This window comes from Adlercreutzia faecimuris (assembly GCF_022669055.1).
In the GTDB taxonomy this organism is placed as follows: domain Bacteria; phylum Actinomycetota; class Coriobacteriia; order Coriobacteriales; family Eggerthellaceae; genus Enterorhabdus; species Enterorhabdus faecimuris.
On sequence record NZ_JAJMLW010000003.1, the window covers coordinates 437770 to 459955 of the forward strand.

A 22186-nucleotide genomic window follows, 5' to 3' on the forward strand; every position below is an offset into this window, starting at 1 on the left:
GGGGCCGCCCTTCTCAACTGGTGGAGGCGCGGAGAATCGAACTCCGGTCCATACTAGACCCTTGACGAGGCCCTACAGGCTTAGTCGGCGATCAGGGTTCGGGGCGGATCGGCTCGCTGACGGGCGTCCGCGCCCCTAGCCGGTTCGATCTTTGCCTTGGCCATACCGGCTACGTGCCAAGGCGCATTCCCCTAAAATGACGCCTTCCGAGGATCGGGGAACCTCCAGGGTCGGCGATCGCGACAGCTGCTAGGCAGCCATGGCGGCCGGCATGTAGTAGCCGGACTTAGAAGAAGGTTTGCCAATTAACTTGACGTTACCCCTGTTTAACGTGGCGAGGAGACCACGACCTGCTCCTCATCTCAAGCCTACCATGTCGAAACCAGTCGCCCCCGAACATGCCGGCGGCCGGGGAGGGGGCTCGCGTCGCGTGCCGCGTCCGTCCCGCCGCGGGTAACCCGAAGGGATGACCCATTCTATCCCTGCGCGCGCCCCTGTCAAGCGAGGCGTGGATTGATCGTGATGAATGCCCCGCCCCAGCTGGCGCGCGCCCTCCGTATGCCAAAGTACGCGCGATAGGGCGAACGGTTTGGTTACAATGGTGGGATGCCGTCTGCAGACGGCGGCCACGCACGCTGAGAGCTACGAGAGAGACCATGGCGAAGAGCAAGGGAATGCACGGAAAGAAGAAGGCGGAGTCCGCGAAGGCGGCACCGGCCGCCGCGACCCAGAGGGCCAAGGCCAGCCGGCACGCCAAGCCGGCCCCGGGCGAGCCGATGACGGCCGCCAAGGCCGCCGCGCCCGCCAAGGGCGGCAAGGGCGCCGCGTCTGGCAAGGGCGCCGCGAAGGCCGCCAAGGCCGCTGCCCCCGCGAAGGGCGGCAAGGCCCCCGCGTCCAGCAAGGCCGCCGCGCCCCAGCCCCCGAAGGGCGGGCGCGAGGTGAGCATGAAGGACGCCGACCGGCGCCGGGGCGCCCTCAAGGTGGCCGGCATCACGCTCGGCGCCATCGTGGGCACCGTGGCCGCCGTGTACCTGATCGGCGTGGCCGTCTTCGCCAACCTGTTCTTCCCCAACACCGTCATCGCCGGCACCGACATCTCGCTCAAGACCTCCGACGACGTCCACGCCATCCTCGAGGAGAAGGTGGGCGGCTACTCGTTCACCGTCAAGGGCCAGGGCATCGACCTGGCGCTGACCTCGCAGTCCGCCGGCATGTCGCTGGACGGCAAGACCATCGCCCAGGAGATGCACTCCCGCGTCGACCCGTGGCGCTGGCCGGTCGAGGTGTTCCGCGACCACGACGAGACGGCGAGCCTGGTGGCGTCGTACCAGACCACCGAGCTGGCCGACGCGCTCGCGGCCGCCGCGGCCGCGGTGAACGAGACGGCCGAGCCGCCCGTGAGCGCCACCGTGGCCTTCGACGAGCGCAAGGGCGCCTTCGTCGTGGTGCCCGAGCGCTACGGCACCGCCATCGACCCCGACAAGCTCATCGAGGAGGTGTCGGCCCAGGCTGCCGTCCTCAAGCCGGCCATCGCCGTGTCGACTGACGTGCTGGCCCTGCCCGAGGTGCTCCAGGACGACCCGCGCGTGGCCGACGCGCTCGCCCAGGCCAACGCCCTCATCGCCGCCGACTTCGACCTCACCATGAACGGCATCGTGGGCGCCCAAGTGACCCCGGAGCTCATCGCCTCGTGGGTGACGGTGGGTCCCGACCTGTCCGTGGCGCTCGACGACGGGCTGCTGGTCGCGTGGGCCAAGGGCGTGGCCGCCACCAACTCCACCATCGGGTCGGAGCGCGCGTGGACGCGGGCGTCCGACGGCAAGGCGCTCACCGTGTCGGGCGGCGACTACGGCTGGCGCGTGGACGCCGACGCCCTGGTGGCGACGGTGCGCGACAACGTGGGCGCGGGCCAGACCGCCGCGGTGGAGATGCCGCTCAAGAGCAAGGCGGCCGCCTGGAACGGCGCCGGCGCGCCCGACTGGGGCGTGCGCTACGCCGAGGTGGACCTCAGCCAGCAGCACGCGTGGCTCTACGGCGACGACGGCGCGGTCATCTGGGAGAGCGACGTCGTCACCGGCAACCCCAACCAGAACAACGGCACGCCCCCGGGCGTCTACTACATCAAGTCCAACGCCGGCGCCTCCGAGCTCATCGGGCTCAAGCCCGACGGCACCGAGGACTACCGCACGCCCGTGGACTTCTGGATGCCCTTCAAGGGCAACTCCATCGGCTTCCACGATGCCGGCTGGCAGTCGTCCTTCGGCGGCAACCGCTACACCTACGCCGGCAGCCACGGCTGCGTGAACCTGCCGCCGGCCAAGGCCAAGGAGCTCCACGACCTGCTCCGCGTCGGCGACCCCGTCGTGGTGCACTACTAGCGAGCAGCGCCGAATACGAGAAGCGGCCCCCGTGCGGAAGGCACGGGGGCCGCGTTGCGTCGGGGCGGCACTACCGTGGCGCTCCGCCGGTGCGGGGCGAGCGCGTTCGCGGGGCGGGGGCGACGCCCTCGCGGCGCCCGGCGTTGCCGGGGGCGAGAGGGCGCTCTGCTAGAATCGGATGAGGTGCTCCGTCACGTCCGGGCAGCTTCGAGAAGGGAGCGGCCTATGGACGCACAGACAGTCATCGCGCTCTGCGACATTCTGCTCGTGCTCATCGGAATCATCGGGCTCGTCCTGATGCGAAGGGAGTGACGGACGGCGTTGGGAAAAGAGAAAGCCGGGCCACTTGTCTAGGGCGGACCCGGCTTAACTAACAACCGATGCTGCCCGGCCAGGCGGGGCACCGATTGGCCTCATCTTACCATATTCGCGCGCCTCCCGCCACGGGCGCCTAGGCCGTCAGGTCGGCGTAGGCGAGGGGGACGATGCGGGCCAGGTCGTCGGGGGCCATGGTGATCTGGCAGCCGATGCGGCCGCCCGAGAACGTGATGGCGTCGAAGAGCTGCGCCGTCTCGTCCACGCGCGTGACCAGGAGCTTCCTCTGGCCGATGGGCGAGCAGCCGCCGTGGACGTAGCCGGTGAGGGGCAGGAGCTCCTTGGACTTGACCATGGCCACGGCCTTCTCGCCGACCGACGCGGCCGCCTTCTTCAGGTCGAGCTCGGCGGCCACGGGGATCATGAACACGTAATGCTCGCCGGACTTGCCCACGGTGACGAGCGTCTTGAATACGCGGTCGGGGTCGAGCCCGAGCATCGCGGCCACCTCCACGCCCGAGGGCGCGCCCTCGCAGTCGAAGACGCGGAACTCGTGCGGTATGCCCGCGGCGTCCAGCTCGCGCAGGGCGTTGGTCTTGGCCTCCTTGGCGTGCTTGGCCATGGGAGCCTACGCCTCCAGCAGGTCGTCGCGCACGAAGTTGGTCATGGGCTTGGGCTCGAGCGCCGGCGGCTCGATGCCGGCGGCGCGCCCGGCGTCGAGGCACTTGGCGAGCCAGGCGAGGTTGCGGCCCAGGGTGCGCAGGGTGTGCATGCCCTCGGCGTCGGCGGCTGCCTCGCCCTCGGCGCGGCCGTGGGCGAGCGCCCAGTAGGTGGACGACGCCACCGGCATGCAGTTGATCTGGAAGTACTTGTTGATCTGGTCGACGGTGAGCGTGGTGCCCGCGCGGCGCGCCACGGCCACGCCCGCGGCCGGCTTGAAGCGCATGAGCGGGCCTCCGGCGTAGAACATGCGGTCGAGCAGGCTGATGAGGCTGCCGTTGGCGCCGGCGTAATACACCGGCGAGCCGATGACGAGCGCGTCGGCCTCGGCGGCCTTGGCGATGAGCTCGTTGCACGGGTCCTCGGTAAAGACGCAGCGGCCGTCGCCGTTGCGCGAGCAGATGCCGCAGGCGATGCAGCCGCGGATGGGCTTGTTGCCGATCCAGGCGATCTCGGTTTCCAGCCCCTCGGCCTCGAGCGCGGCGGCCACCTCCTCCAGCGCGCGGTTGGTGTTCCCCTTCCAGCGGGGGCTTCCGTTGATGAGCAGCGCCTTCATGGCGTCTCCCTCCTGGGCGCGGGCGCCCGTCGTCGTGTTCCGCCGCCGATTGTACTCCATGGAGCCGGCTTCAGGGAAAGGGCCCGGCGGCGCGGAGGCGGTGAGGGCGCGGCCGTGGGTTCCTCGTGCCGTCTGGCGCCGGCGCGGCGCGGCAGGGCGGCGGCGGGGGTATACTTCCGTCCCATGGACATCCTCGAAAGCCTCCCGGCCGCGGTGCGCGACGACCGGCCCGGCACCTACGACAACGCGCCCATCGGCATCTTCGACTCCGGCTACGGCGGCCTCACCGTCATGCGCGAGGTCATGGCCGCGCTGCCCGAGGAGGACATCATCTACGTGGGCGACTCGGCCCGCTGCCCCTACGGCCCGCGCGACCTGGCCGAGGTGCGCGGCTTCGTGCGCCAGATCTGCCGCGTGCTGGTGGACCGCGGCTGCAAGCTCATCGTCATCGCGTGCAACACCGCCACCGCCGCCGGGCTCGAGCAGGCCCAGCGCGAGTTCTCGGTGCCCGTCATCGGCGTGGTGGAGCCGGGCGCGCGCGCCGCGGCCATGACCACGCGCAACCGCCGGGTTGGCGTGGTGGCCACGCGCGCCACCATCGACTCGAACGCCTACGCCGACGCCATCCGCCACATCGACGCGGGCATCACCGTGTTCTCGACGGCGGCGCCGCGCTTCGTCGAGATCGCCGAGCTGGGCATCCGCATGGCCGAGGGGCCCTTCGAGAGCTACCTGTCCGAGGCGTCGAAGGTCTACATCCGCCCGGAGTTCGAGGCCATCGCGCGCGAGTACCTCGAGCCCCTGCGGCGCTGCGCCATCGACACGCTCGTGCTGGGCTGCACCCACTACCCGCTGCTCAAGGCGCTCATCGGGGGCGTCGTGGGGCGTGAGGTGACGCTCATATCCTCGGCGGAGGAGACGACGCGCGACGTGGCCGAGATCCTGCGCCGCCGCCACGGGCTGGCGCGGCCGGGCAACGTGGCCGCCTACGAGTTCTACACCACCGGCGCCGACGTGGCGGAGTTCGCCCAGTTCGGCAGCCGGGTGCTCAACATGGACATGACGCGGGCCGCGCAGCTTGCGCTGCCGCCCGTGGGATAGGAGGGCCGCCGCCGGCCGCTGCCGGGGGCGTCCGAGCCGGCGCCCGCCGGCGCCCGACAACCGAGAAGGAGGGGGATTCGCCCGATGAAGACCGTCGTCATCGCCACCAACAACGCCCACAAGGTGGCTGAGATCACCACCGCGCTCGACTTCGAGGGCTGGGAGTTCAAGACCCTGCGCGAGGCGGGGCTCGTCTCCGACCCGGAGGAGGACGCCGGCACCTTCGAGGGCAACGCTCGCATCAAGGCGCTGGCGGCCCGCGCCGCGGCCGAGGAGGCGCTCGGGCACCCCGTGGCGGCGCTCGCCGATGACTCGGGGCTCGAGGTGGACGCCCTCGGCGGGGCGCCGGGCGTGTACTCGTCGCGCTACGCCGGTGCCGACGGCGACGATGCGGCCAACAACGCCAAGCTCCTGCGCGAGCTGGCCGGGGTGGCTGACGCGGATCGCGCGGCGCGCTTCGTCTGCACGCTCGTGTTCGTGGACGAGGACGGATCCGAGGCCGTGGCCCGCGGCACCATCGAGGGGCGCATCGGCCACGAGGAGCGGGGGAGCGAGGGCTTCGGCTACGACCCGCTGTTCCTGCCCGACGCGTTCGACGACGGCCGCACGCTCGCCGAGGTGAGCCAGGACGACAAGAACGCCATCTCGCACCGCGGCAACGCCCTGCGCCAGCTGCGGGAGCTGCTGGGATAGCGTCTCGGCGCGCTGGCGGGCGGCCGGGCGGCTTCTGCTATAATCAAGCGCGCCTCATCGGGATGTGGCGCAGTCTGGTAGCGCGCCTGCTTTGGGAGCAGGATGCCGCAGGTTCGAATCCTGTCATCCCGACCAGCTATCTTCGAGGGGGCCGGCTGCGCGCCGGCCCCCTCTCTTGCGTCCGTAACGGCTCGGCGCCCGATGGGGCGCGGGCGGGCGCGGGGCGCGGCGACGAGGGTATCGTGGGCGGAGTCCACGAGGAAGGAGCCCGGCCATGGAAGGTGGAACGCCCCACGTGCTGTTTGTCTGCGGGTCGCTGCGCGCCCGATCGCTCAACCGTCAGGCGGGGGAGCGGGCGCGGGAGCTGCTGGCCGGCCGCGCCGAGACGCGCTGGCTCGACTACGCCGACGTGCCGTACATGAACCAGGACGCCGAGTTCCCGGCGCCCGATGCCGTGCGCCGCGTGCGCGATGAGGTGATGGCGGCCGACGCCGTGTGGGTGTTCTCGCCCGAGTACAACCACGGCATCCCCGGCGTGCTGAAGAACCTGATCGACTGGCTGTCGCGGCCGCTCGAGCCTGGCGGCGCCGAGACGGCCCTGCGCGGGAGGCCAGTGGCCGTCACCTGCGCGGCCGGCGGATCGCGCGGGCGCTACTGCGCGGCCGACCTGGCCGAGGTGCTCGCCACGGCCCGCGCCGAGCTCGTGGACACGGCCCGTGCCCTCGTCGCCCTCGACCGCCGGGCCTACACGACCGACGAGCTCGCCCTCACCCCCGCCGAGCAGGCCGCCCTCGCCGCCCAGGCCGACGTCCTCATGACCCGCCTGGGCTCAGCGTGACGCCTGTCCCGACGGGTGCCTCGAGCGGCGCGCGACCGGCTCGGGCGCGTACCGGCGCGGCTCGGCGCTCCACTCCGCCGCGGCGCGCTTTCCCATGGGGATAAGCCGGGTGATTTATGGATAAAATATTATCCATTTTTATGAAAAAGCGGATAATAAGCTAAAATATTAGCCATGATTTCCCTTGACCAAAAGACTGCTCCCGAGATAGCGCGCGAGGTGGCCGGGCGCGTTCGCGCGCGGCGCAGGGAGCGGGGGCTCACCCAGGAGGAGCTCAGCCGTCGGGCCGGCATGTCTCTGGCCTCCTACAAGCGCTTCGAGCAGAAGGGGCTCATCGCCTTCGACTCCCTCGTGCGGGTGGCCCTCGCGCTCGGCTGTGAGCGGGATCTGGGGGGACTGTTCGCGCAGCGCAGCTACCAGTCCATCGACGAGGTCATAGCCGACCGCCTCCGCGCCGAGGGCGGCCGGGCGCAGAGGGGACGGTGATCCGGATGGCGGCGGAGCCCCTCGACCTGGGCATGACGGCCCTCGACGTGACGATGGGCGGCCGGCCCGTGGGCAGGCTCGCGCTCACGGTCGACGACGACATCGCGTTCGAGTACGACGACTCCTGGCTCGCCGAGGGCTTCTCTCTGAGTCCCTTCAGCCTTCCCCTCGAGAAGCGCGTGTTTCGCGCGCGGCATCGTCCCTTCGACGGGTTGCACGGCATCTTCGACGACAGCCTCCCCGATGGGTGGGGGCGCCTCCTGGTCGACCGGCTCCTCCGGCGGCGCGCGCCCCAAGATACTCACGGCCATTGACGGCGAGGAGTGGATCGTGAAGTTCCCCTCCTCTCATGATGGGGAGGGCATCGGGGCCCATGAGCATCGCGTCGCCCAGGCGGCTCGCTCCTGCGGGATCATGATGCCCGAGACGCGCCTGCTGCCCTCGCGTCGGTGCCCCGGCTACTTCGCCGTGCGCCGCTTCGATCGCCCCGGCGGCGGGGAGAAGGTGCACATGGCCTCGGCGGGCGCGCTCCTGGAGACCTCGCATCGCATCCCCAACCTCGACTACGACCTGCTCCTCAAGCTGACGCTGCGGCTCACAGATGACATGGCCCAGGTGGAGGCCCTGTTCCGGATCATGGCCCTCAACGTGTGCATCGGCAACCGCGACGACCATGCGCGCAACTTCTCGTTCCTCTACGATGAGCGTGCCGGCCAATGGCTCCTCTCGCCGGCCTACGACCTGACGAGCAACCCCGGGATGAACGGCGAGCATGCCACCACGGTGAACGGGAGGGGGCGCGGCATCACGGCTGAGGACGTGGTGGCCGTGGGGGAGCGTGCCGGCATCTCCGGCCGACGGGCTCGCTCGATCGAGCGTGAGGTGCGCGACGTCGCCGGCGACGCCGGCCTGCTCGTGGAGGATGAGGCGGCCAGCTGAGGCGTCTGGCGTCGTGTGCCGCCGGGAAACGCGGCGCGGTGCCCGTCCCGGCGGGCGCTCCATCCCGCCTCGGCGCGCAACGGCGCGTTTCTTTACGGGAGGGGGCGGGCGTGGTTGAATGGGGTGGCCGGCGCATCCCGCGCCTTCCTACCGAGAGGAGCCTTCCCATGACCGCCATCGCCCAAGCCGCCCCGAGCGCTGCTGCCGCCGCCGTTCAGACCGACCCGGGTGCCGCCGCGCCCGCCCCCTCCGCCGATCAGGCCGCCCCCAAGCTACGGGAGCCCGCCTTCGGAATGCCCGTGGCCGAGCTTCTGCCCCGCCTGCGCGAGGAGCGCGGGATGACCCAGCAGCAGCTCGCCGACCGCCTCTATGTCACGCGCCAGGCCGTCTCGCGCTGGGAGCGCGGCGAGACGCGGCCGGGCATCGACATGCTCAAGCTCATCGCCGCCACCCTCGGCGTGCCCGTGACCATGCTCCTGGAGATGCCGCCCGAGGGCGCGTTCTGCCAGAGCTGCGGCATGTACCTCACCGACGATGAGGAGCGTGCCCGCAATACGGACGGCGCGCCGTCGGACGAGTGGTGCAAGTGGTGCGTGGACGAGTCCGGCGCCTATGCCGTGGACTGCACCCTGGACGAGATGGTCGAGTTCTGCGCGCCGATGATGGCCCAGGCCAACGACGTGTCGCCCGACGAGGCGATATCCCTCATGCGCACCGTGCTCCCCCAGCTCAAGCGCTGGCGCGAGGACTAGCGCCCCGCCAGCCTAGTCCCCCAGCTCGGCCTCGAGGGCGTGGCGGCGCTTGATGGCGGCGTTGAAGACGCCGGCGAGGACGATGATCCCCAGCACGAAGGCCATGACGAAGTAGACGGCGCCCATGGCCAGGTCGCCCGCCCACGTCACCTCGGCGATGCCGACTATCTGGATCTCCGCCAGGATGCGCATCCCGGCCGTGACGACGCCCAGGCTCGCGCCGCATATCAGCGCGAGCACCGCCACGTAGTCCCAGGGGATGGTGTCGACCGAGGCGATCCGGCTGTGCTCGTCGAAGGCGCCGGCGCGCACCTCGAGCCCGAGCGGCACGAAGCACGCCGCCAAGATGACGACGAGGAGCACGTTGTTGGAGGGAACCACCGACGCTCCGAGCGGGGTGAGGAGCGGGTTGCCGGTGGTCTCGGCCACCTGCTGCAGCATGATCCCGTAGTACAGGCACAGCGACGCCCCGATGAGCAGCATGCAGAAGCCCACCTTGACGTAGCGCCCCGACTCGGCGGCCAGCCGCTCGTCGACAGGCCCCAGGTACTCGCGCCAGCGCTCGATCATCCTCATGGCATCCTCCTAATCCCAGAACAGGTCGTCGAGGGTCACGCCCAGCGTGCGGCAGATGGCCGTGCAGAGCCGCAGGCTCGGGTTGTAGCGCCCGGCCTCGATCAGCCCGATGGTCTGCCGCGTCGCGTCCACCCGCGCCGCCAGCTCGGCTTGCGAGAGCCCCGCCGCCTCGCGCGCGTCCCGCATCCGCAGGTTCCTTCCGTCTCCCAACGCCTGTTCCCTTCATGCAATATATATCGGTCATTTGCAAAGTATATATTGCATTCGGGGGAAGTCAAGGAGAAAGTTGGGAAGGGATCTAGGGAGGGAGGGGAGGCCAGAGAGAAGGCAGGAAGGGATCTGAGGAGGAAGGGGAGGGCAGAGAGGGGAAGCTGCGAAGGTTGAGGGAGTGGGGGAGGGAAAGCCGGGGAGAGAAAGCCGGGAAGTCGGGGGGCGAGACGGTAGCGCGAGAACCCGGGTGCTACCGCAGCGGGCGCTCGAAGGCCAGGCGGGGCTCGCCGGCCTCGGCGCCCTCGGCGAGGGTGATGACGCCGCAGGGCGCGAACCCGGCCTTGGCCACGGCGCGGCGCATGGGCGCGTTGTCGGCGTGGGTGTCGATGCGCACCGACGCCAGGCCCTCAGCGGCGGCCCGGTCGCAGGCGAAGGCGAGCAGCGTGCCGGCCAGGCCGCCCCCGCGCCGGTCGGGGTCGACGGCCAGCCGGTGGACCGAGGCGTAGGGGCCCGCGGTCAGCCACGCCCCGTCGATGGAGGCGTAGGACGGGTCGGAGCCGGTGCAGTAGCACATCATCCCCGCCACGCGCCCCGCGTCCAGGGCCACCCAGGCCCGTTCGGCGACGACGTCCGCCTCCCATACCGCGCGGTTCGGATACCCGCTCTGCCACTGGTCGAGCCCCAGGGCGGCCATGGCGGCCTGGGCGCGCTCGGTGACGGCGACCAGGGCGTCCAGGTGCTCCGGGCGTGCGACGATGATATCCATGGGGCCTCCTCCTCGGCTGCGGCATCCGCCCATTATAGGCGACCGCGCGCCTCTGAGCCCGCCTTCGTCGGCCACGTCCCTCTCGCGTCCCGCAGGGGAGCCTATAATGGGCGGAAGCCCCGCGGCGCGCCGACCCGCGCCGCCCGACGACGCGAGGAGGGCCCATGGCCGCAGACGTCCTGTTCCTGGAGTACCCGAAGTGCTCGACGTGCCGGAAGGCGCGCGCGTGGCTCGACGGGCACGGCGTGGCCTACGAGGCGCGCCACATCGTGGAGGACGCCCCCACGGCCGACGAGCTGCGCCGCTGGCATCGGGCGAGCGGCCTGCCCCTGCGGCGGTTCTTCAACACGAGCGGCATGCTCTACCGCGAGATGGGGCTCGCCGCGAAGCTGCCGGACATGGGCGAGGACGCGCAGTACGACCTTCTGGCCACCGACGGCATGCTCGTCAAGCGCCCGCTCCTCATCACCCCCGACGCCGTCATCCCCGGCTTCAGGGAGCCCGCCTGGGCCGCCGCCCTCGGGCTGTCCGACTAGCGCCCCGCCGGGCCGACCGCCCCGAAGGGCTCGACGGGCCGGATCCCCTCGCTCTGCGCCCATCGCCTGCGGGCGCGGGGCGGCGTGCCTACGAGTAGTCCGGGCACTTCTCGGCGATGTAGCGGCGCAGCACGCGAATCGTGTGGCGCGCCTGCGGGGACAGCGTCGTCCTCGCAGGCAGGAGGAAGCCCACCTGCGCCACGGACTTGAGCGTGGCGAGCGGCGTGAAGTGCAGGCCCTGCACCTCGGGCAGCCCGTTCTTCCGCATGATGTAGTAGCTGAACGAGTCCGAGAAGGCGAGCACGTCGGAATCGGCCATCTGCACGTACTCGACGAGCATGCGCTGGCTCGAGGTGCCCATTCGCACGTTGCGCAGCGGATGCTCCGCAAAGAGCAGGTCGATGAGGCGCCCCGCCTCGGGGTTCGTGTCGATGGCGACGGGCAGGTCGCAGACCTCGCCGCGATGCAGGGCCGCCTTGCCCCGCAGGTGCGCGCCCTCCTTCCCGATGAACCCGTAGCGGGTCTGGATGATAGGCTCGAAGCTGACGTCGGGACTGTCGGCGACCTGCCCGACTGACGGCCCGAACAGGTCGGTGAAGGCGAGGTCGGTCCCGTCGGATGATCGGGCGCGCATGAGCAGCTTGGCGAAGGGCTCCTCCACGTAGAAGGTGTTCGTGGAGAGCAGGCGCACGTACTCCGGGTCGATGGAGGCGATCTGCGCCGCATAGTGGCTCACGAACACGTTGATGCGGTACCGCGAGAGGTCGTCGATGCTCTCCAGCTCGAGCAGGCGCTCGGTCATGCGCTGGTGCTCGGCCACGATGCCCCGCGCGGATTCGAGCACGATCCGGCCGGCGTCGGTGAGCGAGGTTCCCCGCAGGCTGCGCGTGACGAGCGGGCAGCCCAGCTCGGCTTCGAGCGAGGCGATGGCCTTGCTCATGCCCTGCTGCGAGATGCGCGCCTGGCGCGCCGCGGCGTAGAGCGATCCCGTACGCTCGAGCTCGATGAGATAGTGCAAGGTCTTGACGTTCACGGGTACCTCGTCTCAATACGCAACTTATGGTTGTAATGCTACCTCAAATCTCGTTAGTAGATGCATCAAACGCTTGTATATAGACTGGCAGGTGCCATGATGTCGATGCAAGCAGGAGAGAGGAGCAAGGCATGTCGGAAGAATCGTTCGTCTACACCGCCTGCCCTGGCTGGGGCGATCACGACTACTGCGCGCTCAAGACCATCGTGAAGGATGGCAAGATCGAGCGCATGGAGCGTATCGTCTACTCGGCTCCGGAGGAGCCCGACGGGCACATCTGCCAGAAGGGCTGCCTCGCAGGCCGCCAGCCCTATGACCCCAAGCGCCTGAGGAAGCCGCTCAAGCGCGTCGGCGAGCGCGGCGAGGGCAAGTGGGAGGAGATCAGCTGGGATCAAGCCCTCGACGAGATCGGCGAGAAGCTCTGCAGGATCCGCGACGAGTACGGCCCGGACAAGGTCGTCCTCTGGAACCTCGGCGCCGGCGTTCCCGCCCAGTACAGCTTCGAGAACCTGATGCCGTTCCGCTTCGCGAACACCTTCGGCGTCACCGTCCCGCTCGGCTCCATTGGCCTGGACAACGGTCCGTTCTACGCCGAGTTCTACAACGCCGGCAGCGAGTTCCCGCGCACGGTCATCGACCCGCGCATCATGGTCGGCACCGACCTCATCTACGTGTGGGGATGCAACCCCATCGAGAACCAGATGCGCTGCGCCCAGAACCTCGTGCGCGCCCGCGAGGCCGGCGCCCGCATCGTCGACCTCGGCCTCATCTTCGATGGCACCGCCGGCTTCGCCGACGAGTTCGTCGCGATGAAGCCTGCCTCCGATGGCTACCTTGCGATGGCGATGGTCAACTACATCCTCCAGAACGACCTGCAGGCGAGCGAGTACCTGCTCGCGCGTTCCATCGCCGCCTACCTCGTCGATGACGAGACGGGCCTGCTCGCGCGCAGCGAAGACGGGGGCTTCCTTGTGTGGGACGCCAACGCCGGCGCTCCTGCCGCCGTCGCGGCGAAGGCCGGAGCCTATCCGGAAGGCGCGGACATTCCGCTGCTCGGCACCTTCGAGGCGAGCGGGCGCAGCTACGCCACGGCGCTGCAGAAGCTCAAGGACGCGGCGGCCGCCTACACCTTCGAGCTCGCCGCCGAGAAGTGCGGCATCAGCGCCGAGGACGCCGAGCGCCTCGCGCGTGATTGGGTCGAGGCTGAGAACGCCTTCATCTTGTCGGGCTACGGCCTGCGCTACCGCAACTCCAACGAGACCTACCGCCAGTTCCTCCTGCTCGGCGCCCTCACGGGCCGCCTGGGCAGGCCCGGCAGCGGCGTGTTCGAGGCCCTGCAGCTCCAGAGCTGGCCGCTCGTCTTCAACGACCTGCCCATCAGCTGCCCCGACGGCGTGGCCGGCGTGAAGTCGAAGGCCGTGCGCATGGCCGAGTGGTTCGCGGCCGCCGAAGCCGACGACAGCCCCTACAAGGCGCTCATCGTGTGCTCGGGCAATCCCGTGCACCAGCAGCCCGACCGCCAGCGCTGGCTCGACGTGGTCAAGGACATGGAGCTCGTCGTCGATTACGACGTCTGGCTCACCGACACCGGCGAGATCGCCGACTACGTGCTGCCCGACCTCATGTCCTTCGAGCGCGAGGACCTCATCACGGGCGCGTGCTACAACCACCTCATCCTGCAGGAGCCGGCCATCGAGCCGCAGGTCGACGGCCACGAGCCCGTCTGGGTCTTCAGCGAGCTGGCCAAGCGCGTCGGCCTGGGCGACTACTTCACGATGGGCATCCCCGAGTACATCGACATCCGCCTGCAGACGCCCTACCCGCTCATCGCCGGCATCCAGCCGCCCGTCACCTACGAGCGCCTCAAGACCGAGAAGATGATTCGCGCCGCGGCGCCGCCCGAGCCCAAGTACACGCCGTACCTCAACCCCGCCGAGGTGCTCGACAACGAGACCGGCCGCATGGAGATCATCTACTCCGAGAAGCTCGCCGACCTCGGCATGGCCACGACCAAGGTGCTCGAGCCGAACAAGATCGGCAAGTCGACCGAGTACCCGTACCAGCTCTTCACCGGCCGCCAGCGCTTCTTCATGCAGTCGAGCTTCACCGACGACCCCATCACCGTGAAGCTGTCGGGCGAGACGCCGGCCACCCGGCTCAATCCCGCCCAGGCGGCGCGCCTTGACCTGGCCGAGGGCGACATGGTCGAGGTCTTCAACGAGCGCGGCCATGTCGTCACGCGCCTCGTGCTCGACGAGAGCGTGCCCGACGGCACCGTGCACGTGTGGTTCGGCTGGCGCCGCCGCCAGTTCGAGGAGGGCACCTACGCCGAGATCACGCACCAGTGCGCCGGGCAGGATTCGCAGGGGCCGCTCGAGGACAAGTGGTTCGCCGACTGGCTGGCCGCGGGCCATCATCCCAACCCCTACGTCGAGGCGATGAGCTCGCTCACGGGCTCGACCGACTGCTACTGGGATTCATGGTGCGACATCCGCAAGTTCGAGGGCGAGGTGACCCCCAACCCGCAGGGCGTCATCGTGAAGGAGGCTTAGGGCCATGGCTTACAAGATGTTGGTCGACATCGACCGCTGCATCGGCTGCTGGACGTGCGCGATGGGCTGCAAGGTCGGCAACCACCTGGAAGACGATGAGTATCGCGTCGAGGTGACGACCCATGGCTCGGGCGCTGGCATCGATCGCCCGGCGGGCGTCTACCCCGACTTGCGCATGTGGTGGCAGCCCGTCTACCTGCCGAGCTGCACCTTCTGCGCCGAGCGCATGAAGGAGGGCGAGCCGCAGTTCTGCGTCATGGATTGCCCGACGCAGGCGCTCGCCTTCGGCGACGCCGCCGACCCGGAGTCCGGCTACTCGCAGGCCCGGGCGCGCGTCGAGGCGCGCGGCGCCAGGATCTGGGCGCTTGACGACGCCGGATCGGGCACGCGCGCGGGCGTCGAGTACGCGTCAGCCCGCTAGCCGCAAGGAGGGGACGGGGCACCCCATGAGGCGGGGTGCCCCGCGACGGGGTGCCCCGCCTCATGGCGACAGCGTGCCATTAGGGGTGCCCCTTTGTCACTTGCCGGGGTAAGATGCCGCGGCGCGCTACTTGCGCAGCAGCTTCTGGCAGAGCACGGTGAAGGCACATACGCCCAGGGCGAAGATGCCCACGGTGAGCATGACCTCGGGCACGGTGGGCGCGTACACGCCCATCAGCGCCCACATGTCGGCCGCGCCGCCGGCCTGGGCCGCCGTGGTGCCCAGGGTGATGCCGTTCGCGCCCACGATGTTGGGCACCGCGAAGCCGGTGAACATGAGCCAGCAGCGCTTGCAGAACACGCCGGCCACCACAAGGGCGCTCGCCACGCCGACGACCTTCATGTTGCGGCGGTTCTTCGCGAACACGAGCAGGCAGAAGGGAACGGCCAGGCCGCAGATAACCTCGAACCAGAAGAACGGAGCCGTACCGCCGAACAGCAGCGTGTCGATCACGGCCATGCCGCCCTCGGTGCCGTTGTAGGCCGTGGTGAGGATCTCGCAGCCGATGAAGTAGGCGTCCACGGCGATGCAGGTGCACAGAAGTCCCGCCAGGCTCGTGATCAGCTCGTCGGCCGTCTGGAACACGCCGCGCGAACGCAGGCCGAACAGGGCCAGCACCAGCAGCGCCAGGCCCGAGTCCAACGCCGACGCCACGAAGATGGGCGCCAGAATGGCCGTATGCCACGCCTCGCGGGCCACTTCCAAGCCGAAGATCCACGCGGTCACGGAGTGCACCAGGATGGCCACCGGCAGAGCGAAGCGCGACACCACGGCCACCTTCGCCGGATCGGCCTTCTTCGAGCACATGAAGTACAGGTACAGCAGGTTGATGACCAGGTAGCAGGTAATCACGATCATGTCCCAGGCCAGAGGCGACATGAAGTTCAGCCCCGTGACCATGCGCCAGATGCGCTGGATGCCGCCGAGGTCCACGAGCACGCACACTCCCGCGCAGCAGATGCACGTAAGCGACAGGATGACGGCGGGCAGCGCCACGGCCTTGTACTTCTTAATGCCGAAGATGGAGGCCGACGAGGCCACGATGAGACCGCCGGCGGAAAGGCCCACGAAGAACATGAAGCAGGTGAGGTACAAGCCCCAGCTCGTGGAGTTGTTCATGCCGGTCACGCCGAGGCCGAACATCAGCTGGTACGCGTACACGCCGGCGCCCACGAGGGCCAGCACGCCCGACCCGACGACGAGCGGGTTTTTCATCAACGAAGTCATAGTCGCAATCCCTCCCTAGCGAACGTAGAACACCTGCGGGCGCGTGCCCTTCTCTTCCAGCAGAACCTCGGCGCGGCCGTCGCGACGCAGCTGCGACACGGCGGAATTGGGGTCGTCCAAGTCGCCGAACACGCGGGCGTCGGCCGGGCAGCAGCGCACGCACAGGGGCTCTTCGCCCTCGTCGGTGCGCTCCTTGCACAGCGTGCACTTCTCCATGACGCCGCGGCCGCGCTCGGGCACCCGCGCGTCGCCGTAGGCGGCGCCGGTGGCGCGCACCGGCTCGTTCCAGTTGAAGGTACGCGCGTTGTAGGGGCAGGCGGCCATGCACATGCGGCAGCCGATGCACTTGTCGTAGTCGATCTCCACGCGGCCCTTATCGTCCTTGTAGGTGGCGCCGGTGGGGCACACGCGCTCGCAGGCCGGGTTCTCGCAGTGCTGGCAGGCCAGCGGCAGGTAGGTGCGCGTCAGGTGCGGGTAGGTGCCCTCGGCGCCGTCGAACTGCTCGCAGCCCTCGGTGAGCACGCGGTTCCACAGCATGCCGTCGGGCACGTTGTTCTGCATCTTGCAGGCAAGGGCGCAGGTGTTGCAGCCGATGCAGCGGCGCAGGTTCACGCCAATGGCAAGTCTCGTCATGGCTATTCACCAGCCTTCTTGATCTCGATGAGCGTGTCGTTGAAGGGAATCATGGGGCCGAAGGGCAGGGCGTAGCCGCGCTCGTTCAGCGTGTCGTTGGACACGGCCTGCATGATGGTGCCGTCCAGGTACTGGCGGTAGGTGCTCTCCACCATGAAGGCGCTCTCGGGCCGCACGGCCTCGTTCAGGCGCAGCACCGTGCGGAAGGAACCGCGGTCGTTGAACACCTCCACGGCGTCGCCGTCGGCGAGGCCGCGGGCAGCGGCGTCCACGGGGTTCAGCTCGATGTGGGGCTCGGCCACCTCCTGGATCCACTTCGCGCCGGAGTAGGCGGAATGCACGCGGAAGCGGGAGCGGGCCTGGTTGAACTGCAGCGGGTACTGCTCGCGCAGCGGGTTCTCCGGGTAGGCCTCGCAGGGCGCCTCCCAGGCGGGGAAGGCCTGGCCGAACGGAAGCAGCGCCTCGTAGTAGGGCTCCTGGCGCCCCGAGGCGGTGCCGTAGGTGTAACCCACCTCCGGCGCGATGAGGTCCTCCGAGCCGATGAGCCTGAGCGCCCCGCCGGCCTCCTGCAGCCTCTCCAGGGTGAAGCCGGCCATCTGCGGGTCGTCGGTGTCCAGCAGGGCCCGGGCGTACTCCTCGCCATCGGCCGGGAACAGGTCTCCCAGGCCCATGGCCTCGGCGATGCCCTTCTCGATGTAGAAGTCCGACTTGCTCTCGAACAGCGGGTCGAGCACCTTCAGATTCGCCAGGATGTGGGCGTTGGCGCACTTGATGCCGCCCACGGCGTCGGCGCACTCGAACTTGCTGCACACGGGCAGCACCATATCCACGAAATCGGTCACCGAGCTGTGGTAGATGTCGGCCAGGCACACGAAGTCGAGCGAGTCGAGCCATTCCAGGGTCTTGTTCCAGTTCGCGGCCTTCTGGGTGGGAATGTCGCCGAAGAACATCGCGCCGTGGATGGTGTCGCCCTTCACGATGTCGTAGAAGCCCTGGGGGCTCGGCGCGGGCGCCATTCCCTCGGGGAGCTTCCAGGCGCCGAGGTGCGCCTCGTAGGGAGTGACGTGGTAGCCGTAGATGCCGCAGCCGGTGCCGCGCTTGCCGTAGTTGCCCGTGAGCGACGCGATGAGCGCGTAGCAGTGGCCGGCGACGTCGTTGTTGCCGAACTTGTCGATGCCGCCCACGCCGTTGTCGATGATGGAGGGGCCGGCCGCGTACTGCTCGGCCACGTCGGCCACCACCTCGGCGGGAATGTCGCAGGTCGCGGCGGTCCATTCCAGGGTGTAGGGCTCCATGTCCTTGCGCAGGCGCGTGAACTGGGTGATGTAGCGCTTGCCGTCCACGGTGAACTCGCCCTCCAGGGCCGGCGTGGCACCCTCGGCGGTGTGGGGCACGGCGGCGCCCGTGGCCTCGTCCCACAGGTAGAAGGTCTTCACCTCGGTGGGCTCACCGGTCTTAGGGTCGGTGCCCGCGGCCACGTCGGCCAGGCAGGCGCCCGTCTCCGGGTCGATGAGGAAGGGCAGCGCCGTGTGGGCGAGCACGTGCTCGCGGTCGAAGAGGCCCTCGTCCAGGATGTACTTCGTCATGCCGAGGAAGAACGCCGGGTCGGTGCCGGCCCGCAGGTTCACCCATTGGTCGGCCTTGCCCGCCGTGGGGCTGAAGCGCGGGTCCAGGCAGATGAACTTCGTGCCCGCCTCCTGGGCGTCCAGCATGCCGCGTGACCAGGTGAGACTCGTCTCCACCAGGTTGGTGTTGGCCAGGATGACCACCGCGGCCTCGGGCCACTCCCACATGGTGTTCTGGGCGAACATGCCGATCCACGGCGCGAAGGCCATGATCTGGCCGTTGCCCTGGCCCATGTCGTAGCCGTTCATGCCGCCGGCCTGGGCCCCCAGCACGCTGGCGAGCAGCGGTGGGAAGCGCTGGGAGGCCTCGGTGGAGAACTGGATCCACAGGGCCTCCTTGCCGTACTTGTCCTGGATGGCCTTGAAGTTCTCGGCGATGGTCTGGAAGGCCTCCTCCCAGGTGATGCGCTCGAACTGGCCGCTGCCGCGCTCGCCGGTGCGCCGCAAGGGGTACTGGATGCGGGCGTCGCCGTAGATGTTCTGCACTTCCGAGATGCCCTTCAGGCACACGTTCTGGAAGCGGTGGTCGTCGTTGGGGCGCGGCTGGATCATGGCCAGGCGATCGTCGCGCACGGTGCACTGCAGCATGCAGTTGCATAGGCAGTGCTCGTTGTGATAGGTGTAGCCGAGCGTCTCGCCGCCGCCCTCGTCGGCCCGGGCGCCCGCAGCCGTCAGGCCGGTCAGCCCCGCGCCTGCCAAGCCGGCCGCGCCCAGGGCGGCCGATGCCCTCAGGAAGCCGCGGCGGCTGATCGCGGCGCCCGTGATTCTCTGCTCCATGATGTCCTCCTGCTCTCTTCCTGCCGCCCCGACGTGCCGCGGGCGCCCCTCCGCTCCCCGGCGGACATGCGGGGCGCCCTCGCGGGCGGGGTGGCGCGCGCCTGACGGCTGCGGCGCCCCGCCCGCGTGGGCGGCTTCTGGGGTGAAGTCTAGGAAGCGCCGCGGGCGAAGTCGCTATCCAGTCGCGGCGATGCGTGGCTTATGCCACACTTTCCGGAATGTGAACGCGCCCGGCTCGGGCTTGGAGGCGGCTCGAGGCGCTAAGATGGGGAAGACGAGAAGGGGAGACGGCGAGGGGGGGTCGGATGGCGGATGGCAAGGGCGACCTGCGGGTGGCGCGCACGCGCGCCGCGCTGCGGTCGGCGTTCGAGGAGCTGATCGCCGAGACCACCCTCGACAAGATCACCGTGAAGGCCCTCACCGAGCGCGCCGGGGTCAACCGCCGCACGTTCTACCTGCACTACGACGCCCTCGAGTCGTTCTACGACGACATCATGAACGGCATCATGGACGAGTTCTTCGCCCATCACGAGAAGACGCCCGACGACCCGTGGGACATGGACGGCCACGCGCGGCGCTTCTTCCGCTTCCTCGCCGCCCAGCCGCCCATGATCGAGCAGCTCGTGTGCTCCCCCAACTTCTACGACTTCGGCGGGCGCATCTACGCCGCGCAGATGGACCGCTACCGCGCGAAGGCGGGGGAGGGGTTCTGGCGCTACGCCATGACACCCGAGCAGGAGGAGCTCGTCTGCGCCCTCATCCGCAACATCGCCCTGGACTTCTACCGCCAGTGGGTGCGGCGCGGCAAGCCGATGGCCGCCGAGGACGCCGCCCGCCTGATCGGATCGGTCACCCTCCACGGCACCGAGCACCTCCTCACCCCGCGCCCCTAGCCCGCAGCGCGCAAGCGCGGGCGGCGGGATGCCTCGCCCCAAGCGCTTCCGCGCGTCCCGTTCTCCTTCCGGGGCGTGCCGGCCTCGTTTCCTCCTCTTCCCCTGCGCAACGCCAATGGTTACCAACGGGTACCTACCGCACTTTATTGTGCCTACTTTCCCTCTGATACCGCAGATTCTATGCTGGGCGGCGTCAGGAGGCAAGCGCGCCGGGAAGGGCGCGCGAGAGAAAGGCATGTCATGAACAAGAGCGACTACGTGGAGAAGAAGCTGGCGAAGGGGAGCGTGCGCGTCTACGAGCGCGACGGCGTGCGGCTCCACGCCTACCAGACGAACGACCCCATCGACGACGAGGTGTTCGTCGTCGAGCGCGGCGGGCGCGGGCTCGTCATCGAGTACCCGCCCTTCTTCGAGAACATCGAGGAGCTCACGCGGTACCTGGCCGACGCGGGCGTCGAGGTCGAGGGCATCCTGGCCGCCTACCACATGGCCGGCGCCAGCTTCCTGCCCGGCACGCCGGTCTACGCGACGGCCTCGGCCGACGCCTACGGTCACGAGGGCGGCGGCAAGGCGCTCATCGACGGCTTCGCCGCCGCCTTCGGCGACGCGTTCGACAGCGCGGTCCCCGCAGTCACGAACGTGCTCGGGGCGGGCCCCGTTGAGATCGCCGGCATCACCGTGAACGTCCTGCCCAACGACGAGGCGTTCGACGTCGAGATCCCCGCGCTGGGCGCCGTGTACATGCACATGCTCGGGCACGACTGCCACTCCATCGTGGCGGGCGCCGCCCACGCCGACGCGATCATCGCGCAGCTTGAGGGCTACCTGGCCGACGGCGTCGACCTCGTGCTCACGAGCCACTACACGCCGGAGGACCTGAAGGACGTGCAGGCCAAGATCGACTACCTCGAGGACCTGAAGGCCATCGCGGCCCGAAGCGCCGACGCCGCCGCGTTCAAGGCCGCCGTCGAGGGGGCCTACCCCGCCTACGCGGGCCAGAACTACCTGGACATGACGACGGGCTTCTTCTTCCCGGAGGGCTAGCCGCATGAACCAGCCCAACGAGGGGCCGACGCTGGAAGGGGGGTTCCCGAGGAGGGGCATCGGGAATCCTCCCCACGTCGCCGAGGCTCCCAACGAGACCATAGGCACGCTCCTGGATCGGCGCACCATACGCCGCTTCCGGGACGAGCCCGTCGACCCCGGGTGCCTGGACGTCATCGTCGACGTGGGCCTGCGCGCGGCCAACGCCGGCGGGTGCCAGGCACCGATCCTCCTCGTCAGCCAGGACGTGGAGGCGAACCTCATGCTCGGCCGCATATCGAACGACCTGTACGACGAGGGCTACTACCCCGTCTCGAGCGCGCAGCCCTCGACGGCGTGCATGGCCGGGCGGCGAAACGCCTTCTACGACGCGCCCGTGGTCATCACGGTGTTCACGCCGCGGGGCTGGTCCTACGCGCCGCTCGACGCGGGCGTGTGCGTCGCGAACATGATGAACGCCGCGTGGTCGCTCGGGCTGGGGAGCTGCGTCGTCAGCCGCGCCGCGCGCACCTTCGCGACCGACGCGGGCCGGGGCCTCGCGGCGCGCGCGGGCATCCCGGACGACTACGAGGCGCAGGTCCACCTGGTGGTCGGCGTGCCCGAGAGCACCGACGCCGACCCCCGCGGGCTCTACCCGAACCGGGTGGCGTGGCTATGAGCACGGCGGGAAGGGCGGCGCGGCTGGCCGAGGAGCTCGCGGCGGCCGAGGCGGTCGTGGTCGGCGCCGGCGCGGGGCTCTCCACGGCGGCCGGCCTCGCCTACTCGGGCGAGCGCTTCGAGCGCTACTTCGGCGACTTCGCGCGGCGCCACGGCTTTTGCGACATGTACTCCGGCGGCTTCTTCCCCTACGAGACGCCGGGCGAGCGCTGGGCGTTCTGGAGCCGCTACGTCTGGATCAACCGCTACGCGCCCATCCCGGGGAGCGCCTACGACGACCTGCGCGACCTCGTCGCGGGCAAGGACGCCTTCGTCATCACCACGAACGTGGACAACGGGGGGACAACGGGGACGTAGGATGTTGTCCGCTCGCCGTTGTCCGCGCGCGCCGGGCGCCG

At 69.6% G+C, this 22186-nt stretch carries 24 protein-coding genes, 1 tRNA gene and 1 other RNA gene; 16 read left to right on the top strand and 10 right to left on the bottom strand.

From position 1 onward, the window contains the following. Nucleotides 1-18: 18 nt before the first annotated feature. Nucleotides 19-394, bottom strand: a transfer-messenger RNA (tmRNA) gene (gene ssrA, locus LPT13_RS09800). 262 nt (nucleotides 395-656) lie between these two features. On the opposite strand from ssrA, the gene LPT13_RS09805 reads away from it, so the two are divergent. Further along, nucleotides 657-2378, top strand: coding sequence for a L,D-transpeptidase family protein (locus LPT13_RS09805; RefSeq protein WP_242166106.1), 1722 nt, complete (start codon nucleotides 657-659; stop codon nucleotides 2376-2378). A 451-nt stretch (nucleotides 2379-2829) separates the two neighbouring features. On the opposite strand, the gene ybaK is transcribed toward LPT13_RS09805, so the two are convergent. Both ybaK and LPT13_RS09815 read right to left on the bottom strand, forming a co-directional pair. Continuing rightward, nucleotides 2830-3315: a Cys-tRNA(Pro) deacylase gene (ybaK, locus tag LPT13_RS09810; RefSeq protein WP_242166108.1), complete on the bottom strand. Its 486-nt coding sequence runs from the start codon at nucleotides 3313-3315 to the stop codon at nucleotides 2830-2832. Nucleotides 3316-3321: 6 nt separating this feature from the next. Then, nucleotides 3322-4029 (bottom strand): flavodoxin family protein, encoded by a 708-nt coding sequence (locus LPT13_RS09815; RefSeq protein WP_242166110.1) that lies wholly within the window; start codon nucleotides 4027-4029, stop codon nucleotides 3322-3324. A gap of 123 nt (nucleotides 4030-4152) precedes the next feature. Here LPT13_RS09815 and murI point away from each other — a divergent pair, with 123 nt between their 5' ends. From murI to LPT13_RS09855, 8 genes are all read left to right on the top strand, one after another. Continuing rightward, nucleotides 4153-5070, top strand: a complete 918-nt coding sequence (gene murI / locus LPT13_RS09820) for a glutamate racemase (protein ID WP_242166111.1) — start codon at nucleotides 4153-4155, stop codon at nucleotides 5068-5070. Between the two features lie 84 nt (nucleotides 5071-5154). After that, nucleotides 5155-5763 (top strand): RdgB/HAM1 family non-canonical purine NTP pyrophosphatase, encoded by a 609-nt coding sequence (rdgB, locus tag LPT13_RS09825; RefSeq protein ID WP_242166113.1) that lies wholly within the window; start codon nucleotides 5155-5157, stop codon nucleotides 5761-5763. Between the two features lie 58 nt (nucleotides 5764-5821). After that, a tRNA-Pro gene (locus tag LPT13_RS09830) sits at nucleotides 5822-5898 on the top strand. Between the two features lie 139 nt (nucleotides 5899-6037). Beyond that, a complete protein-coding gene (locus LPT13_RS09835) occupies nucleotides 6038-6601 on the top strand; it encodes an NADPH-dependent FMN reductase (RefSeq protein WP_242166115.1) in 564 nt (187 codons plus the stop codon). Between the two features lie 174 nt (nucleotides 6602-6775). After that, nucleotides 6776-7087 carry a helix-turn-helix domain-containing protein gene (locus LPT13_RS09840; protein ID WP_242166116.1) on the top strand — a complete coding sequence of 104 codons (312 nt, stop codon included), beginning with the start codon at nucleotides 6776-6778 and terminating at the stop codon, nucleotides 7085-7087. Between the two features lie 5 nt (nucleotides 7088-7092). Further along, nucleotides 7093-7401, top strand: coding sequence for a HipA N-terminal domain-containing protein (locus LPT13_RS09845; protein WP_242166119.1), 309 nt, complete (start codon nucleotides 7093-7095; stop codon nucleotides 7399-7401). A gap of 16 nt (nucleotides 7402-7417) precedes the next feature. After that, nucleotides 7418-8026, top strand: a complete 609-nt coding sequence (locus LPT13_RS09850; RefSeq protein ID WP_242166120.1) for a HipA domain-containing protein — start codon at nucleotides 7418-7420, stop codon at nucleotides 8024-8026. Nucleotides 8027-8193: 167 nt separating this feature from the next. Beyond that, nucleotides 8194-8778 carry a zinc ribbon domain-containing protein gene (locus tag LPT13_RS09855; RefSeq protein WP_242166121.1) on the top strand — a complete coding sequence of 195 codons (585 nt, stop codon included), beginning with the start codon at nucleotides 8194-8196 and terminating at the stop codon, nucleotides 8776-8778. Between the two features lie 12 nt (nucleotides 8779-8790). Here the strand turns inward: LPT13_RS09855 and LPT13_RS09860 are convergent, their stop codons facing one another. The 3 genes from LPT13_RS09860 to LPT13_RS09870 all read right to left on the bottom strand — a co-directional run bounded on the left by LPT13_RS09860 (nucleotide 8791) and on the right by LPT13_RS09870 (nucleotide 10330). Then, entirely contained in the window at nucleotides 8791-9354 is a 564-nt protein-coding gene (locus LPT13_RS09860; protein WP_242166122.1) for a hypothetical protein, read from the bottom strand. Nucleotides 9355-9363: 9 nt separating this feature from the next. Beyond that, complete coding sequence (locus LPT13_RS09865; protein ID WP_242166123.1) at nucleotides 9364-9540, bottom strand: helix-turn-helix transcriptional regulator; 177 nt, start codon at nucleotides 9538-9540, stop codon at nucleotides 9364-9366. Nucleotides 9541-9814: 274 nt separating this feature from the next. Beyond that, nucleotides 9815-10330, bottom strand: coding sequence for a GNAT family N-acetyltransferase (locus LPT13_RS09870; protein WP_242166124.1), 516 nt, complete (start codon nucleotides 10328-10330; stop codon nucleotides 9815-9817). Nucleotides 10331-10494: 164 nt separating this feature from the next. Between LPT13_RS09870 and LPT13_RS09875 the strand changes: the two genes are divergently transcribed. Continuing rightward, nucleotides 10495-10866, top strand: coding sequence for an arsenate reductase family protein (locus LPT13_RS09875; protein ID WP_242166125.1), 372 nt, complete (start codon nucleotides 10495-10497; stop codon nucleotides 10864-10866). Between the two features lie 88 nt (nucleotides 10867-10954). Here LPT13_RS09875 and LPT13_RS09880 read toward each other — a convergent pair whose 3' ends face one another. After that, nucleotides 10955-11899 (bottom strand): LysR family transcriptional regulator, encoded by a 945-nt coding sequence (locus LPT13_RS09880; RefSeq protein WP_242166126.1) that lies wholly within the window; start codon nucleotides 11897-11899, stop codon nucleotides 10955-10957. 131 nt (nucleotides 11900-12030) lie between these two features. On the opposite strand from LPT13_RS09880, the gene LPT13_RS09885 reads away from it, so the two are divergent. Further along, on the top strand, nucleotides 12031-14451 hold the full coding sequence (locus LPT13_RS09885) for a molybdopterin-containing oxidoreductase family protein (protein WP_242166128.1): 2421 nt from the start codon (nucleotides 12031-12033) through the stop codon (nucleotides 14449-14451). A gap of 4 nt (nucleotides 14452-14455) precedes the next feature. Next, nucleotides 14456-14872, top strand: coding sequence for a 4Fe-4S dicluster domain-containing protein (locus LPT13_RS09890; RefSeq protein ID WP_242166129.1), 417 nt, complete (start codon nucleotides 14456-14458; stop codon nucleotides 14870-14872). Between the two features lie 126 nt (nucleotides 14873-14998). On the opposite strand, the gene nrfD is transcribed toward LPT13_RS09890, so the two are convergent. The 3 genes from nrfD to LPT13_RS09905 are packed head-to-tail and all read right to left on the bottom strand — an operon-like array spanning nucleotide 14999 to nucleotide 19194. After that, nucleotides 14999-16159 carry an NrfD/PsrC family molybdoenzyme membrane anchor subunit gene (nrfD, locus tag LPT13_RS09895; protein ID WP_242166130.1) on the bottom strand — a complete coding sequence of 387 codons (1161 nt, stop codon included), beginning with the start codon at nucleotides 16157-16159 and terminating at the stop codon, nucleotides 14999-15001. 15 nt (nucleotides 16160-16174) lie between these two features. Then, complete coding sequence (locus LPT13_RS09900; RefSeq protein ID WP_242166131.1) at nucleotides 16175-16792, bottom strand: 4Fe-4S dicluster domain-containing protein; 618 nt, start codon at nucleotides 16790-16792, stop codon at nucleotides 16175-16177. A gap of 2 nt (nucleotides 16793-16794) precedes the next feature. Further along, entirely contained in the window at nucleotides 16795-19194 is a 2400-nt protein-coding gene (locus LPT13_RS09905; protein WP_242166132.1) for a molybdopterin-dependent oxidoreductase, read from the bottom strand. 305 nt (nucleotides 19195-19499) lie between these two features. Between LPT13_RS09905 and LPT13_RS09910 the strand changes: the two genes are divergently transcribed. The 4 genes from LPT13_RS09910 to LPT13_RS09925 all read left to right on the top strand — a co-directional run bounded on the left by LPT13_RS09910 (nucleotide 19500) and on the right by LPT13_RS09925 (nucleotide 22145). Next, nucleotides 19500-20087, top strand: coding sequence for a TetR/AcrR family transcriptional regulator (locus LPT13_RS09910; protein ID WP_242166133.1), 588 nt, complete (start codon nucleotides 19500-19502; stop codon nucleotides 20085-20087). 240 nt (nucleotides 20088-20327) lie between these two features. Further along, nucleotides 20328-21131 (top strand): hypothetical protein, encoded by an 804-nt coding sequence (locus LPT13_RS09915; RefSeq protein ID WP_242166134.1) that lies wholly within the window; start codon nucleotides 20328-20330, stop codon nucleotides 21129-21131. Between the two features lie 4 nt (nucleotides 21132-21135). Next, entirely contained in the window at nucleotides 21136-21789 is a 654-nt protein-coding gene (locus LPT13_RS09920; protein WP_242166135.1) for a nitroreductase family protein, read from the top strand. Next, nucleotides 21786-22145, top strand: coding sequence for an SIR2 family NAD-dependent protein deacylase (locus LPT13_RS09925; RefSeq protein WP_242166136.1), 360 nt, complete (start codon nucleotides 21786-21788; stop codon nucleotides 22143-22145). The genes LPT13_RS09920 and LPT13_RS09925 overlap by 4 nt, the downstream gene beginning before the upstream one ends. Nucleotides 22146-22186: the final 41 nt, after the last annotated feature.